This window comes from Micromonospora sp. R311, assembly GCF_056780015.1.
Window position 1 is genome coordinate 124,464 of the sequence record NZ_JBSWCE010000006.1, and the last position, 15,700, is coordinate 140,163.

Consider the following 15,700-nt stretch of genomic DNA (forward strand, 5'->3'; position numbering starts at 1 on the left):
GAGTTCGGTGACCGTCGGTCAGGTCAGGTCCCGGTTGGTCAGCACCCGCCGGGGCGAGCCCTGCCGGGCCACCCGCAGCATCGCCCGGCCGAGCCGGTCGGTGGTGGTGACCTGATTCGGCAAGAGCCGGCGCAGCAGCGGGAAGAGCGGACGGGTGACCGCGTACCCCAGCCGGTACCAGCGGGTCTTCGACACCACCCCGTGGGTCGGCTGGATGAAGCCGGGCCGGGCCGCGTAGCCGTTCGGCAGCAGGTCGAGGACGGCGTTCTCGGTGCGGCCCTTGACCCGCGCCCACATCACCCGGCCCCGGCCGGTCGGGTCGGTGCCGACGCCGGACACGTAGACGAACGTGACATCCGGGCTGACCTCGGCGAACAGCCGCGCCGCCGCCACCGGGTAGTCGTAGCTGACCCGGGTGTACGCCGCCTCGTCCAGGCCCAGCGACGAGACCCCCAGGCAGTAGAAGCAGGCATCCGCCCCGGCCAGCTCCTCCCGGAGCGGGTCGAGGTCGGCGAAGTCCTCGTGCCGGATCTCGCGCAGCTTCGGATGGCGCTGGCCGGTGGACGTCCGCCCGATCACCAGCACGCTGTGCACGTCGTCGGCGAGCAGGCACTCGCGGAGCACACCCTGCCCGACCATCCCGGTGGCCCCGAAGATGACGCCCCGCACCGGTACGCCCCGTTCCTCCCGGTCTCCCGGGCTGCGTCTGATACCCGAGCCGCGCCGGGCCTGTCGACCGCGTCGGCGGGCGAATACTACGGGGTTGACGCCTCAGGACTTCGGGCCGACGTGGTGGTCGAGGGCGGCGACGGCCTCGCGGCGGGCCACCGAGAGCGAGTTGCGGCGGTTCATCCGCCAGGCTATGCCGAGCAGGTCCAGCGCCCACTGGCAGAGGCCCATGATGTCCGCCGACTCGTTGGTGAACATGTAGCGCGGGTAGACGTATTTCCTGCCACGGACTGTCACCCGGTTGGCGAACCGGCAGCCGTCGGAGTGGAAGAGACCACGCAGGAAGTGGCCCGGGTAATCAGTGACGATCTTTTCCTGCCAGTCGGTCAGGACGATCGGCCGCTCGTGTTTCTTGCCGGGCCCGTGCTGCGGTAACAGGCACGGCCAGTGTGTGCCGTAACTCTGGACACCCACGCACCCCTGCTTCTGGACGTGTTGCACCGTGGTGGCCATCACCGCCCGCATGGCCTCGTCGCACGCCTTGATCAGGTTGGGCCAGGTGTCACTGCAGTAGATCCGGAGTACCGGCACCCGAGCCGTTGTCACAAGGTGGCCGTCCCCGAGATAGAGGCCGAGGAGATAGCCGTAGGCGGCGGGATCTGTCGGATTGTCGACGTCCCTCCGGCAGCGGAAGCACCGCACCTGGGTACCTTGCATCTTGGGTTCCGGGCGATCTCTGCACCAATACCGCACGGTGGCGTAGGGCAGCCGGAAGCGGCGGGCGACCTCTGCGACAGTGGCGCCGGCAAGAAACTGCTGCCGGGCGCGGGCGCGTATCTCTAGCGAGTGCACGACCCATCTTCGAACACCCGTACGACAATTTCTGGTGCCCTCGGTGGGATTCGAACCCACACTGTATGGATTTTGAGTCCACTGCCTGCTGCCGGTTGGGCTACGAGGGCATTCCGTGATTCAGCGTTACAAGCGTACCCACTACGCTAAGGGCGGCGACACCCGGCTGGGCGGGTGTCGGGTTCTGACTGGTGGGGGTAGGGCTCGTGGCCGAGACGCAGACGGATGCCGAGCGCAGGCGGGTACTGATCGCCGAGGACGAGGCGCTCATCCGGCTGGACCTCGCCGAGATGCTGGCCGAAGAGGGCTACGAGGTGGTGGGGGAGGCCGGTGACGGCGAGACCGCAGTCCGGCTCGCCGAGGAGCTCAAGCCGGATCTGGTCATCCTCGACATCAAGATGCCGATCATGGACGGGCTGGCCGCCGCCGAGCGGATCGCCGGCGCCCGGATCGCCCCGGTGATCATCCTGACCGCGTTCAGCCAGCGCGACCTGGTCGAGCGGGCGCGGGCGGCCGGTGCGATGGCCTACCTGGTGAAGCCCTTCCAGAAGAGTGACCTGGTGCCGGCGGTCGAGATTGCGCTCTCCCGCTACTCCGAGATCGCCGCGCTGGAGGCGGAGGTCGCCGGGCTCACCGACCGGCTGGAGATCCGCAAGACCGTCGAGCGGGCCAAGGGCGCGCTGATGACGACGTACGGGATGACCGAGCCGCAGGCGTTCAAGTGGATCCAGCGCACCGCGATGGACCACCGGATGACCATGAAGGAGGTCGCCGAGCGGATCCTCGCCGAGACCGCCGGCGGCGAGGTCGCCCAGCCGACCTCCTGAGGTACGCCGGTTCGGGGGGCACCGCGCCGGCCCCGTGATCGATAGCATCGGATCCATGCGTGGTCGGCGGCTGGTGGCGGTGCTCGGCATACTCGCCGTGCTGCTCGCCGGCTGCGAGCGGTCCACCGCGCACGACGGCGACAACCCCCAGCCGGTCAGCCCGGCCTGGCAGCCACTGACCCTGCCGGCGCCGCCAGGCGCGCCGGGGCGGCTGATGCTGCGCGACGCGGTCGCCTGCGCCGGCCGGTGGTACGTGGTGGGCGGCGTGGCCGACGCGGCCGGCGCGACCCGGCCGGCGGCCTGGACGAGCGGCGACGGCTCGTCGTGGACGGCGCTGCCGATCGTCGCGGATTCCTTCTACGGCAGGCAGAACGTGCTCTATTCGGTCGGCTGTCGCGACGGGGTGGCCGCCGTGGTGGGCGCGAAGGTCGGCGGCGCGCACGGCTATCCCCGGGTGAGCACCTGGCGGCAGCGTGCCGACGGCGCGCTGATCGAGGTTGCGGCGTCGTTCGAGACGTACGGCGGGCCGAAGGCGGTCAACGTGTCGCGGCTGACCGGCGGGCCGGCCGGCTGGTTGATCGTGGGAAACCGGTCCAGCGGCGCGGCGGCCTGGGTGTCGCCGGACGCGGCGGACTTCGCGATCATCGAGGGCGCGCCGGAGCTGGCCTCCGACGCGCGCGGGGTGAGCTGGGCGTTCGACGCGGTCGCCGGCCGGCAGGGCTGGCTGGCGGTGGGCGGCGTGCTGCCGAAGGGTCGAATCGACCGCGATCCGGCCGTCTGGACGTCGCCGGACGGGCGGTCCTGGCAGCGGACGACCCTGCCGGGCAGCGCCGACTACGAGGAGTTGCAGCGGGTGGTGCTGGCCGGCGAGACCGCGGTCGCGGTGGGGTTGCGCGGTCGGTCGTTCGGCGCGTGGCGGCAGGAACCGGGCGGCGACTGGGTCGCGGCGGGCGGTTTCGGCCAGCTCGGTCCGGGCGGCGTGCCGTCGGTGAGCGCGCTGGTGGCGTCCGGCGGGCGGCTGCTGGCCGCGGTCTCGGACGGGGCGCGGCACAGCGTCTGGACGTCGTCCGACCGGGGTGGGTCGTGGCAGGAGGTGGTCCCCGCGACGCAGTTGCCGGCGGGGGCGGACCGGGACGTCAGCCTGGTGGCGGCGGGGGACCGCTGGTGGCTGGCGGCGGACGACGGCACGCGGAGCGCCCTCTGGTGGGCGGTCGCCGGGCCGGCGCCGGGGTGATCGATTCGGGTCACTGGTCGACCGGCCGCTGACCGGCTTGCCGGGGTTTGCGCCGTCCCGCTCTGCGGACGGCCAACCGCCTAAGGACCGGTCAGCGGATTGACCTGTTACGGACATTGGTTGGATCCGGCGCGTCTTCGTAACGGTTTCGCAGACCCCGCCTCTAGGCCTTCCGAGACGGTATGAGTGTGGGTACGCTCCGCCATCACGAGCCGTAACGCAGGGGGCGTCCCTGCGGGGTGGGTGGAACTGCGGGTTGATGCTGTCCCCGTTGGTCGGGGTCGGTCACGCCCGCATCTGGAGGAGGTCAGGAAGCCGTGAGGCGAAGCTATGTACGGGCGCTCGGCACCGCCGCGCTCGCCGCGACGCTGGTTGCCGCAGCTGGATGCCAGGACTCTGGTGGCGATGGCGGCACCGCGTCCGGCGACTGCGGCGGCAAGATCGCGATCTTCGGCGCGTTCACCGGCGACAACGCGGGTCTGGTGATCCCGTCGCTGAACGGCGCGAAGCTCGCCGTGAAGCAGCACAACGAGAAGAACCCGGACTGCAAGGTCACCATGCAGGAGTTCGACACGCAGGGTGACCCGGCCGTGGCCACCCCGTTCGCGAACCAGATCGCCGGTGACAACTCGTTCCTCGGCGTCATCGGTGGTCACTTCTCCGGTGAGTCGGACGCGACCATGCCGATCTACCAGGCCGCCGGCCTGGCGATGGTGGCCCCGTCGGCGACCCGGACCGACCTCACCCAGAAGGGCAACACGTCCTTCTTCCGGGTGGTCGGCCACGACGGCACCCAGGCCGCCGCGGTGGCGGTCTACATGAAGTCGCAGAACGCGCAGAAGGTCTTCGCGATCGACGACGGCAGCGCCTACGGCGCGGGCATCACCGCCGAGCTGGGCAAGGCCCTCGGCCCGACCCTGGTCGCCACCGACAAGATCCAGGAGCGGCAGTCGCAGTTCGACGCCACCATCTCCAAGATCAAGGCGGCGCAGGCCGACTTCGTCTTCTACGGCGGTTACACCCGCGAGGCCGCTCCGCTGGTGCGGCAGATGCGCGCGGCCGGTGTCCAGGCCAAGTTCGTCGGCCCGGACGGTCTCTACGACCCGGCGTTCCCGCAGGGTGCCTCCGGTGGCGCCGAGGGCTCGATCATCACCTGCCCGTGCCTCCCGGCCGACAAGGCCGGCGGCACCTTCTCCGCCGACTACCAGAAGGAGTACGGCCAGGCGCCGGGTTCCTACGGTGCGGAGGGCTTCGACGCCGCGCAGATCTACCTGGACGCCTTCAAGGACGGCAAGAAGAGCCGGGCCGACATCCTGGCCTACGTGAAGGCGTACGACAAGCAGGGCGTGTCGAAGTACATCAAGTTCGACGACAAGGGTGACGTCGACCCGACGAAGGTTGTCATCTGGGCCTACCAGATCAAGGGCACGGCGATCGAGCCGCTGCAGGAGCTCAAGCTCAGCTGACGACAGCACTGGAGTACGGCCGGGGTGTTCGCCCCGGCCGTACTCGATGCAAGGAGACCCCGGTGAATTTCGACGAACTATTCGGCCATATCGGCCAGCACACCGTCGACGGGTTGTCCAAGGGGGCGATCTACGCCCTGATCGCCCTGGGCTACACGCTCGTCTACGGCGTCCTGCGCCTGATCAACTTTGCCCACTCCGAGGTCTTCATGGTCGGCACCTTCGCGGTGCTGGGCGTGTGGACCGCCTTCGGGGTGCAGAACAACCCGCCGATCGGGCAGGCCGTGCTCTTCCTGGTGCTCGGTCTGGTCGCCGCGGCGGTCGCCTCCGGCGGCACCGCGTTGGCGATCGAGCGGATCGCCTACCGCCCCCTGCGGCGCAAGAACGCGCCGCCACTGATCTTCCTGATCACCGCGATCGGCCTCTCGCTGGTGCTGGTCGAGGTCTTCGGCCTGCTGCTGCCGGACGTCGCGGGCGGTGCGCTGCCGTCGATGTTCGGCCGCGCCCGGCAGATCGTCGGCATGCCGACGATCATCCAGCAGGAGACGCTCTTCACCGTCGCCGGCACGGCGATCACGAACATCCAGATGATCGTGTTCGTCTCGGCCGTCGTGATGATGGCGGCCCTGGACTGGTTCATCAACCGCACCCGCTACGGCCGGGGCGTGCGGGCGGTGGCGCAGAACCCGGAGACGGCGGCCCTGATGGGCGTCAACCAGGAGCGCGTGATCATGCTGATCTTCGTGCTCGGCGGGATCATGGCCGGCGCCGCGGCCCTGCTGTGGAGCATGCGGTTCGGCTTCACCCAGAACAGCATCGGTTTCGTGCTGGGCCTGAAGGCGTTCACCGCGGCCGTGCTCGGCGGCATCGGCAACCTGCGTGGCGCGCTGGTGGGCGGCCTCTTCCTCGGCATCGTCGAGGTCTACGGCGCCACCCTCTTCGCGTCCAACTGGGAGGACGTCATCGCCTTCGTGGTGCTGATCGTGGTGCTGATGTTCCGTCCGACCGGCCTGCTGGGTGAGTCGCTCGGGAGGGCCCGCGCATGATCGACAAGATTCGCTCCGCAGACCAGCGGCGGGTCAGCCTGCTGACCTCGGTCGGCGACCGTTGGCGGGCGCTGCCCCGCTGGCAGCAGGCGATCGGGTTCGTCGCCTTCGTGGCGTTCCTCTACTACCTGCCGCTGCTCGGCGTCCCGGGCCTGACCTGGCTGCGTACCGACTCGATCGCCGGCGGCAACAACTGGGCCGGTGTGCTGTTCGTCTGCGCCATCTACGTGCTGGTGGCGATCGGTCTGAACGTGGTGGTGGGCCTCGCCGGCCTGCTCGACCTCGGCTACATCGGCTTCTTCGCCATCGGCGCGTACAGCGTGGCGCTGTTCGGCTCGGTGAACTCGCCGGTGGTGAAGTGGATCCAGCAGGAGTTCGACCTGCCGCCCACCTGGGCGGTGACCTGGGCGATCTGCCTGTTCATCGCGCTCGTGCTGACGCTGATCTCCGGCGTGCTGCTGGGCTGGCCGACGCTGCGCCTGCGCGGCGACTACCTGGCCATCGTGACGCTCGGCTTCGGCGAGATCATCCGGATCGTGGCCCGCAACGCCACCGGGGTGACCAACGGCCCGCAGGGCATCTCGGCGATCCCCGGGCCGGAGGGCCCGCCGTCGGCGCAGAACCAGATCTTCGGCCTGATCGACGCGAAGCCGTGGTACTGGTTGGCGATCACGACGGTGCTGTTGATGGTCTTCGCGGTGCGCCGGCTGGAGCACAGCCGGGTCGGCCGCGCCTGGCTGGCCGTCCGGGAGGACGAGGACGCCGCGGCGGTGATGGGTGTCTACCCGTTCAAGTTCAAGCTGTGGGCGTTCGCGATCGGTGCGGCGCTCGGCGGCCTGTCCGGCTTCCTGTTCGCCAGCCGGAACGCGTTCATCGACCCGACGCAGTTCAACGTGAACCTGTCCATCCTCTTCGTGGCGATGGTCGTGGTCGGCGGCTCCGGCAACATGGTCGGCGTGTCGCTCGGCGCGGTGCTGCTGGCCTACCTTCCGGAGCGGTTCCGGGAGATCGCCGACTACCGGTGGCTGGCCTTCGGTCTGGCCATGGTGCTGGTGATGATCCTGCGCCCGCAGGGCCTGATCCCCAGCCGGCGGCGGGCCCGCGAGTTGAAGGACCGCGCGGCGGAGGCAGAGGAGGCGCCCGCTCATGTCTGACCAGACCACCAGCACGACGGCGCCGAAGATCCCGACCCAGCCCGGGCCGCGGCCCGTGCTGCTCGAGGTCGACGACGTCACCCTCCGGTTCGGCGGCGTGGTCGCCCTCGACGGGATCAACTTCCAGATCCACGAGGGTGAGATCCTCGGCCTGATCGGCCCGAACGGCGCCGGCAAGACCACCACGTTCAACGTGATGACCGGGGTGTACAAGCCGACCTCCGGGTCGGTCCGGTTCCAGGGGCAGCGGGTCACCGGCCGCAAGCCGCACCAGATCAGCAAAATGGGCATCTCCCGGACGTTCCAGAACATCCGGCTCTTCCCGGAGATGACCGCGCTGGAGAACGTCATGGTCGGGACGGACTCCCGGCACAAGACCAGCGTGCCCGGGGCGCTGTTCCGGCTCTACCGGGTGCGGCCGAAGCCGGAGGAGCTGCCGCAGGTCACCGCGGACGCCGGCATCCGGCGGTCGTGGCAGGAGGTGCGCCGGACGTTCGCCAGGACGTTCGGTCTGTCCCGGCACACCCTCGAGGAGCGGGCGGCCGAGGCCAAGGCGATGGACCTGTTGCGCTTCGTCGGCATCGCCGACCGGGCCAACGACGCGGCGCGCAACCTGCCGTACGGCTACCAGCGCCGGCTGGAGATCGCCCGGGCGCTGGCCACCGAGCCGAAGCTGATCTGCCTGGACGAGCCGGCCGCCGGCTTCAACCCGGCGGAGAAGGAGGAACTGCTCGCCCTGATCCGCAAGATCCGTGACATGGGCCTGACCGTCCTGCTCATCGAGCACGACATGCGGCTGGTCATGGGGGTCACCGACCGGATCGTGGTGCTGGAGTTCGGCCGGAAGATCGCCGACGGCGCGCCCGCCGAGGTCAGTCGGGACCCGAAGGTGATCGCCGCGTACCTGGGGGAGTCCGCCGATGACGCTGCTTGAGCTCGAGAACGTTACCGTCGCCTACGGCCGGATCGAGGCGCTGCACGGCATCAGCCTCACCGTCAACGAGGGCGAGGTGGTGGCCCTGATCGGCGCGAACGGCGCCGGCAAGACCACCACCATGCGGGCCATCTCCGGCACCCGGTCGCTCTCCGGCGGTCGGATCACCTTCAACGGTGAGGACATCACCAAGCTCCGGGCCGACCTGCGGGTGGTCCGGGGGCTGTGCCAGTCCCCGGAGGGCCGGCAGATCTTCCCCGGCATGACGGTGATGGAGAACCTGGACATGGGGGCGTACACCCGGCGGGACTCCGCCGGCATCGCCGCCGACCTGGACCGGGTGCTGACCCTGTTCCCGCGGCTGGCCGAGCGGCGCAAGCAGGCCGGCGGCACGCTCTCCGGCGGTGAGCAGCAGATGCTCGCCGTCGGCCGGGCGCTGATGAGCCGGCCGAAGCTGCTGCTGCTGGACGAGCCGTCGATGGGTCTGGCCCCGATGGTGATCCGGCAGATCTTCGACATCATCACGGAGATCAACCAGCAGGGCACCACGATCCTGCTGGTGGAGCAGAACGCGCAGCAGGCGCTGTCCCGGGCGCACCGGGGGTACGTGCTGGAGACCGGTCGGATCGTGAAGGAGGGGTCCGGCCAGGACCTGCTGCACGACCCGGCGGTCAAGGAGGCGTACCTCGGCGTGGCCTGACCGCGTCGTACCGCCGGCGGCCGTCCGTCCCCGCGAGGGGGTGGGCGGCCGCCGGCGCTTTTCCCGCCCGGCGCCGGTGCCGCCGGCTCGGGGATGTCGGACGTACGGACTAGAGTCGCCTGCGTGACAGCTACGACCCCGCGCCTGCTCCTCGTCGACGGACACTCCCTGGCATACCGGGCCTTCTTCGCCCTGCCGGTGGAAAACTTCTCCACCACGACGGGTCAGCCGACCAACGCGGTCTACGGCTTCACCTCGATGCTGATCAACGTGCTGCGCGACGAGCAGCCGACGCACATCGTCGTCGCCTTCGACGTCTCCCGCCACTCCTTCCGCACCGACCGGTACGCCGAGTACAAGGCCGGCCGCAGCGAGACCCCGACCGACTTCAAGGGCCAGGTCAGCCTGGTCAAGGAGGTCCTCGCGGCGCTGCGCGTCCCGGTGGTGGAGAAGGAGGGCTACGAGGCCGACGACGTCATCGCCACGTTGGCCTGCCAGGCCCGCGACCAGGGGATGTCGGTGCTGATCACCACCGGCGACCGGGACGCGTTCCAGCTGGTCGACGACAACATCACCGTGCTCTACCCGCGCAAGGGCGTCTCCGACCTGGCCCGGATGGACCCGGCGGCGGTCGAGGCGAAGTACGGCGTGCCGCCGCAGCGCTACCGCGACCTGGCCGCCCTGGTCGGCGAGACCAGCGACAACCTGCCCGGCATTCCCGGCGTCGGCCCGAAGACGGCGGCCAAGTGGATCACCGCCTACGGCGGGGTGGAGGGCGTCATCGCCCGGGCCGACGAGATCAAGGGCAAGGCCGGCGACAGCCTGCGCGAGCGACTCGCCGACGTGATCCGCAACTACGAGATCAACTGCCTGGTCTCCGACCTGGAGCTGCCGCTGCGTCCGGAGGACGCCCGCTGGGCCGGCTGGGATCGCGAGGCGGTGCACCAGGTCTTCGACACCCTGGAGTTCCGGATCCTGCGCGACCGCCTCTACCAGTACCTCGAGGCGGTGGAGCCGGAGGCCGAAGCCGGCTTCGACCTGGCCGGCGAGGTGGTCACCGAGCCGGGCGCGCTGGCGCGCTGGCTGGGCGCGCACGCCCCGGCCGGCACCCCGGTCGGGGTCGCGGTCACCCTGGACACCGGCCCCAACCGGCGGCACACCGCCACCGTGACCGCCCTGGCGCTGGCCACCGCCGGCGGGGCGGCGGCCTGGGTCGACCCGGCCCGGCTGGACGCCGGCGACGAGGCGGCGCTCGCCGGCTGGCTGGCCGACGCCGGGCGGCCCAAGGTGCTGCACGACAGCAAGCCCGCGGTGCTCGCCTTCGCGGCGCACGGCTGGTCGCTGGAGGGCATCGTCCGCGACACCCAGATCGCGGCCTACCTGGCCCGCCCCGACCAGCGCTCCTACGACCTGACCGACCTGGCGCTGCGCTACCTGCACCGGGAGCTGCGGGTCGACGCGCCCGACGACGGCCAGCTCACCCTCGACGGGCTGGGCAACGAGGGCGAGGTCGAGCAGAACCTGATGCTCCAGGCCCGGGCCACCCTCGATTTGGCCGACGCGATCGACGCCGAGCTGTCCCGCGACGGCGAGCAGTCGGCCCGGCTGATGGCCGGGGTGGAGCTGCCGCTGATGCGGGTGCTGGCCGGCATGGAGCGCACCGGCATCGCCGCCGACACGCACTACCTGTCGGAGCTGGAGGCGCACTTCGCCGCCGAGGTGAAGGCGGCCGCCCAGGGCGCGTACGCGGCGGTCGGGCGGGAGTTCAACCTGGGCTCGCCCAAGCAGCTCCAGGAGATCCTCTTCGGCGAGCTGGGCCTGCCCAAGACCAAGAAGATCAAGACCGGCTACACCACCGACGCCGACGCCCTGCAGTGGCTCTACGCGCAGAACCCGCACCCGGTGCTGGAGCACCTGCTGCGCCACCGGGACGTGGCCAAGCTGAAGTCCACTGTCGACGGGCTGCTCAAGTCGGTCTCCGACGACGGCCGCATCCACACCACCTTCAACCAGACGGTGGCGGCCACCGGCCGGCTCTCCTCCACCGAGCCCAACCTGCAGAACATCCCGATCCGCACCGAGGAGGGGCGGCGGATCCGCCGCGCCTTCGTGGTGGGAGAGGGCTACGAGTGCCTGCTCACCGCCGACTACAGCCAGATCGAGATGCGGATCATGGCGCACCTGTCGTCGGACGACGCGCTGATCGAGGCGTTCAACTCCGGCGCCGACTTCCACGCCGCCACCGCCTCGTCGGTGTTCGAGGTGCCGGTCGCCGAGGTCACCGCCGACCAGCGGCGCAAGATCAAGGCGATGAACTACGGCCTGGCGTACGGGCTGAGCGCGTTCGGCCTCTCCCAGCAGCTCGGGATCAGCACCGAGGAGGCGCGCGGGCTGATGGAGAACTACTTCGCCGGCTTCGGCGGGGTGCGTGACTACCTGCACGAGGTGGTCGCCCGGGCCCGGCACGACGGCTACACCTCCACCATCCTGGGCCGCCGGCGCTACCTGCCCGACCTGGTCAGCGACAACCGGCAGCGCCGGGAGATCGCCGAGCGGATGGCGCTCAACGCCCCGATCCAGGGCTCGGCGGCCGACATCATCAAGCTCGCCATGCTGCACGTGGAGACCGCGCTGCGCGAGGCCGGGCTGCGCTCCCGGATGCTGCTGCAGGTGCACGACGAGCTGGTCTTCGAGGTCGCCCCGGGCGAGCGGGCGGCGCTGGAGGCGCTGGTGCGGCGCGAGATGGGGGGCGCGTACCCGCTGTCGGTGCCGCTGGAGGTGTCGGTCGGCGAGGGCCGCGACTGGAACAGCGCCGACCACTGACCCACCCCGGCGTCCGCCGGGTCGACGCGGCGGCCGGCGGCCCGCCGCGCCGGCCGCTGCGGGTCAGCGTCCCGGTCCCCGGCGCTCCTTCGGCGGTGCGCCGCGCCGTTCGAGGGCCTGCCGGGACCGGCCACCGGGCGGCGGCAGCGGGGCCTTGAGGGGGTCGTGACCCCAGTTCATCAGCGAGTACCGCCAACGGGTCTGGCGGACGTCGCCGCTCGGGCGCTGCGCCATGTGCCGCCGCACGTACCCGACGACCTTGCGCATGTGCCGGTAGTCGGTCTCGGAGAGCTCGCTGCGCTTGCGGCGCAGCAGGTCGATGATCCGGCGGCCCGACTCGTGCCCCACCGACTCGCCGCCCCTGGTGCCCTTGCGCCAGCCGACGTGCTTCGACTCGTCGGTCTCCAGCCACTTCGACAGCTCGCCGGGCTTCATGTTCACCGCCTCGGTGAACTCCTGGTACGTCTGCCGGGGTTCCTCATTCCGGCTCACGGCGCAGCACCTCCGGTCGGTGGGCGACGTCCCGGCCCGAGTCGTCGTTGCGGATCCGGTACTGCGGGTGCTCCGGGGACGCGTTCACGGCGTGCCCGCGCACGTGCGTCCGGTCGATCAGCTTCTCCTTCACCACGCCGTAGGCCCGGCCGCTGTGACTGGCCCAGGAGACGTGGTCACCCTCGCGGAATTCCCTCTTCTCGGCCATACGGCCTGGCTACCCCGGCCCTGCCGGGCGAAACGGCGACCGCTGTCGGGCTGCCACGGGGGCCGGCGGCCTGATCCCGAACGCCGGCAATCGGGACGCGAGTGCTCAGGCGGGCTTCTCGGCCACGAAGATGGCGGTGCCGGGGAAGAGCCGTCCGCGCAGCGGGCTCCACTGCCCCCAGATCCCCTCGTGTCCCGCCGGCCACTCCGGTTCCACCAGGTCGACCAGGCCGAACCCGGCGCCCACCAGCTCCCGGATCCGGTCGCCGAGGGTGCGGTGCTGCTCGACGTAGCTGGCCTCGCCGGTCTCGTCCTGTTCCACGTAAGGGGAGCGGTCGAAGTACGAGTGCACCGCGGTCAGCCCGCCCTCACCCGGGTCGTCGAGGAAGATCCACCGCATCGGGTGGGTCACCGAGAAGACCCAGCGGGCACCGGGCCGCAGCACCCGGAACACCTCGCGCATCACCGCCGCCGAGTCGGCCACGAACGGGATCGCGCCGAACGCCGTGCAGGCGGTGTCGAACGCCGCGTCGGCGAACGGCAGGGCCAGCGCGTCGGCCTGCACCAGCGGCACGCGTACGCCGGTGCGGGCGGCGGCGAGCGCGGCGTGCCGCAACATACCGGCGGAGAGGTCCAGGGCGACCGGGTGGGCGCCCTGGGTGGCCAGCCAGCGGGCCGCGGCGGCGGCGCCGCAGCCGAGCTCCAGCACCCGCCGTCCGGCCAGCTCGCCGAGCAGCCGCGCGTCGGCCTCGCGCAGCCCCTCCGGGCACCAGACGAAGTCGACCTCGCCGAGGAAGTCGCCGTGCTCGGCCTGGTAGTCGTCGGCGTCGGCGTCCCACCAGCGGCGGTTGGCCCGGCGGGCCTCCGCGTCGCCGACCCGGCGGCGGGTCACCCGGCTGTCGTCATCCACCCGCTCACGCTAGGCCCCGGCGCCGACCGGGCGGACGGGTGGGCACGGGTGACCGACCCGGGCGCGCCGTGGGGGTGGTGGGTCCGTTGTGACGGACGAGACAGCTGTGGTGCATTCCGTGTGATTTCTCGGCTTTCGCAGGTCACGAGGCGGCGAGGAGACGGGAGGGCTTGCACGCTGTGGTAATGCGCACGGTAGGCTAGACGATGCGCTCGCGGATCGTGTGCCTCGGCAGGGAGCAGGTGCGCGGTCTCCGGGACCACTGGCAGAGCCATCCATGATCTCACGCGATGACCTTTCGGTGTACCCGGCGACGAATCCGCCGGCGCGAACAGGTCACCGCGACACCAGCCTGCTGTGACACACCATCCGACCGGAGCAACCGCCCACATGACGAGCAGCATCGAGGCCCCCTCGAGCGCCACCCGGGTCACCCACGACGATCTCGGTTCCGAGGAGGCTTTCCTCGCCGCGATCGACGAGACCATCAAGTACTTCAACGACGGCGACATTGTCGAAGGCACCGTCGTCAAGGTCGATCGGGACGAGGTCCTGCTCGACATCGGCTACAAGACCGAGGGTGTCATCCCCTCTCGGGAGTTGTCGATCAAGCACGACGTGGACCCGGCCGAGGTCGTTTCGGTCGGTGACCACATCGAGGCCCTTGTCCTCCAGAAGGAGGACAAGGAGGGTCGTCTGATCCTCTCCAAGAAGCGGGCGCAGTACGAGCGGGCCTGGGGCACGATCGAGAAGATCAAGGACGAGGACGGCGTCGTCCGCGGCTCGGTCATCGAGGTGGTCAAGGGCGGCCTCATCCTCGACATCGGGCTGCGCGGCTTCCTGCCCGCGTCCCTGGTCGAGATGCGGCGGGTGCGCGACCTGCAGCCGTACGTCGGGCGCGAGCTCGAGGCCAAGATCATCGAGCTGGACAAGAACCGCAACAACGTGGTGCTGTCCCGCCGGGCCTGGCTGGAGCAGACGCAGTCCGAGGTGCGCACCGAGTTCCTCAACAAGCTGCAGAAGGGCCAGGTCCGCAAGGGCGTCGTGTCCTCGATCGTCAACTTCGGCGCGTTCGTCGACCTCGGCGGCGTGGACGGTCTGGTGCACGTCTCCGAGCTCTCCTGGAAGCACATCGACCACCCGTCCGAGGTTGTCGAGGTGGGCCAGGAGGTCGAGGTCGAGGTCCTGGACGTCGACCTGGACCGCGAGCGGGTCTCGCTGTCGCTGAAGGCGACCCAGGAGGACCCGTGGCGGCAGTTCGCCCGCACCCACGCGATCCAGCAGATCGTGCCGGGTAAGGTCACCAAGCTGGTGCCGTTCGGCGCCTTCGTCCGGGTCGACGACGGCATCGAGGGCCTGGTCCACATCTCCGAGCTGGCCGAGCGCCACGTGGAGATCCCGGAGCAGGTCGTCCAGGTCGGCTCCGAGGTCATGGTCAAGGTCATCGACATCGACCTGGAGCGCCGCCGGATCTCGCTGTCGCTCAAGCAGGCCAACGAGGGCTTCGTCGAGGGCGAGGAGCACTTCGACCCGACCCTCTACGGCATGGCCGCGACCTACGACGCCGAGGGCAACTACATCTACCCGGAGGGCTTCGACCCGGAGACCGGGGAGTGGCTCGAGGGGTACGAGAAGCAGCGCGAGACCTGGGAGCAGCAGTACGCCGAGGCGCGTCAGCGCTGGGAGGCCCACACCAAGCAGGTGCAGACCTCCCGGGCCGCCGACGCCGAGGCCGCTGCCAACCCGGCTCCGGCGGTCACCGGTGGCGGCGCCACCTCGACCACCCCGGCCCCGAGCCGGCAGGCCGAGGAGCCGGCCGGCACCCTGGCCACCGACGAGGCGCTCGCCGCGCTGCGGGAGAAGCTCGCCGGCGGCAAGTGACCCGCTGAACGACGAAGGGCCCCGTCCCCGCGATCGAGAGATCGTCGGGGGCGGGGCCCTCGCCGTTTCCCCGACCGGCCCGCCCCGGACACTCCCCGGGTACACCCGTGCCGCACTCACCGCCGCACCGCGCCGCCGCCGTGCGCCCCCGCCGCGCCGTGCCGCCCCGCGCCCCCGCCGCGCCGTGCCGCCTCGCGCTTCCCGTGCAAGATCCTGCTCGATCCTGGATGTAGTGGCATCGGAGGGTCCCGGAGGCCACTACATCCAGGATGGTGCGTGACCTTGCAGGGTGCGCACGGGGCGTGGGGCCCTGCCCCGGCTCTCCCGGAGGGCAGACCGGCAGGGCTACGCCCCCGGCGCCGCGTCGCGCCGCGTCGCGCCGCGCCGCGCCGTGGCGCGTTGCGTCGTGTGAGGGCTGTCCTTCGCAAGATCGTGCCCGATCCTGGATGTAGTGGCCTGGGAGCTTCCCGGAGGCCACTACATCGGGGATGGTGCGCGATCTTGC

At 70.8% G+C, this 15,700-nt stretch carries 14 protein-coding genes and 1 tRNA gene; 9 read left to right on the forward strand and 6 right to left on the reverse strand.

All coding sequences use genetic code 11. From position 1 onward, the window contains the following. Positions 1 to 18: 18 nt before the first annotated feature. The 3 genes from AC1WTP_RS06890 to AC1WTP_RS06900 all read right to left on the reverse strand — a co-directional run bounded on the left by AC1WTP_RS06890 (position 19) and on the right by AC1WTP_RS06900 (position 1,631). On the reverse strand, positions 19 to 669 hold the full coding sequence (locus AC1WTP_RS06890) for a Rossmann-fold NAD(P)-binding domain-containing protein (RefSeq protein ID WP_481648377.1): 651 nt from the start codon (positions 667 to 669) through the stop codon (positions 19 to 21). A gap of 102 nt (positions 670 to 771) precedes the next feature. Beyond that, the gene (locus AC1WTP_RS06895; protein ID WP_481648378.1) at positions 772 to 1,521 is read right to left on the reverse strand and encodes a helix-turn-helix domain-containing protein; all 750 of its coding nucleotides are present in this window, start codon (positions 1,519 to 1,521) and stop codon (positions 772 to 774) included. 32 nt (positions 1,522 to 1,553) lie between these two features. Beyond that, a tRNA-Leu gene (locus AC1WTP_RS06900) sits at positions 1,554 to 1,631 on the reverse strand. Between the two features lie 96 nt (positions 1,632 to 1,727). Here AC1WTP_RS06900 and AC1WTP_RS06905 point away from each other — a divergent pair. The 8 genes from AC1WTP_RS06905 (at position 1,728) to polA (ending at position 11,705) form a co-directional block, all read left to right on the forward strand. Continuing rightward, positions 1,728 to 2,348 carry an ANTAR domain-containing response regulator gene (locus AC1WTP_RS06905; protein WP_302921694.1) on the forward strand — a complete coding sequence of 207 codons (621 nt, stop codon included), beginning with the start codon at positions 1,728 to 1,730 and terminating at the stop codon, positions 2,346 to 2,348. Positions 2,349 to 2,403: 55 nt separating this feature from the next. Beyond that, positions 2,404 to 3,582 (forward strand): hypothetical protein, encoded by a 1,179-nt coding sequence (locus AC1WTP_RS06910; protein ID WP_481648379.1) that lies wholly within the window; start codon positions 2,404 to 2,406, stop codon positions 3,580 to 3,582. A 317-nt stretch (positions 3,583 to 3,899) separates the two neighbouring features. After that, a complete protein-coding gene (locus tag AC1WTP_RS06915; protein ID WP_481648380.1) occupies positions 3,900 to 5,048 on the forward strand; it encodes a branched-chain amino acid ABC transporter substrate-binding protein in 1,149 nt (382 codons plus the stop codon). Positions 5,049 to 5,110: 62 nt separating this feature from the next. Further along, positions 5,111 to 6,094, forward strand: coding sequence for a branched-chain amino acid ABC transporter permease (locus tag AC1WTP_RS06920; protein WP_481648381.1), 984 nt, complete (start codon positions 5,111 to 5,113; stop codon positions 6,092 to 6,094). Beyond that, positions 6,091 to 7,248 carry a branched-chain amino acid ABC transporter permease gene (locus AC1WTP_RS06925; RefSeq protein ID WP_481648382.1) on the forward strand — a complete coding sequence of 386 codons (1,158 nt, stop codon included), beginning with the start codon at positions 6,091 to 6,093 and terminating at the stop codon, positions 7,246 to 7,248. Before AC1WTP_RS06920 ends, AC1WTP_RS06925 begins: the two co-directional genes overlap by 4 nt. Then, complete coding sequence (locus AC1WTP_RS06930; protein WP_481648383.1) at positions 7,241 to 8,182, forward strand: ABC transporter ATP-binding protein; 942 nt, start codon at positions 7,241 to 7,243, stop codon at positions 8,180 to 8,182. Before AC1WTP_RS06925 ends, AC1WTP_RS06930 begins: the two co-directional genes overlap by 8 nt. Continuing rightward, complete coding sequence (locus AC1WTP_RS06935; RefSeq protein WP_481648384.1) at positions 8,169 to 8,882, forward strand: ABC transporter ATP-binding protein; 714 nt, start codon at positions 8,169 to 8,171, stop codon at positions 8,880 to 8,882. Before AC1WTP_RS06930 ends, AC1WTP_RS06935 begins: the two co-directional genes overlap by 14 nt. A gap of 123 nt (positions 8,883 to 9,005) precedes the next feature. Beyond that, on the forward strand, positions 9,006 to 11,705 hold the full coding sequence (gene polA / locus AC1WTP_RS06940) for a DNA polymerase I (RefSeq protein WP_481648385.1): 2,700 nt from the start codon (positions 9,006 to 9,008) through the stop codon (positions 11,703 to 11,705). A 63-nt stretch (positions 11,706 to 11,768) separates the two neighbouring features. Here polA and AC1WTP_RS06945 read toward each other — a convergent pair whose 3' ends face one another. The 3 genes from AC1WTP_RS06945 to AC1WTP_RS06955 all read right to left on the reverse strand — a co-directional run bounded on the left by AC1WTP_RS06945 (position 11,769) and on the right by AC1WTP_RS06955 (position 13,314). After that, a complete protein-coding gene (locus tag AC1WTP_RS06945; protein WP_481648386.1) occupies positions 11,769 to 12,197 on the reverse strand; it encodes a DUF3140 domain-containing protein in 429 nt (142 codons plus the stop codon). Beyond that, complete coding sequence (locus AC1WTP_RS06950; RefSeq protein ID WP_481648387.1) at positions 12,184 to 12,405, reverse strand: hypervirulence associated TUDOR domain-containing protein; 222 nt, start codon at positions 12,403 to 12,405, stop codon at positions 12,184 to 12,186. Before AC1WTP_RS06950 ends, AC1WTP_RS06945 begins: the two co-directional genes overlap by 14 nt. Positions 12,406 to 12,510: 105 nt before the next feature. Next, a complete protein-coding gene (locus AC1WTP_RS06955) occupies positions 12,511 to 13,314 on the reverse strand; it encodes a class I SAM-dependent methyltransferase (RefSeq protein ID WP_481648388.1) in 804 nt (267 codons plus the stop codon). A 390-nt stretch (positions 13,315 to 13,704) separates the two neighbouring features. Between AC1WTP_RS06955 and rpsA the strand changes: the two genes are divergently transcribed. Beyond that, positions 13,705 to 15,195: a 30S ribosomal protein S1 gene (rpsA, locus tag AC1WTP_RS06960; protein WP_481648389.1), complete on the forward strand. Its 1,491-nt coding sequence runs from the start codon at positions 13,705 to 13,707 to the stop codon at positions 15,193 to 15,195. Positions 15,196 to 15,700: the final 505 nt, after the last annotated feature.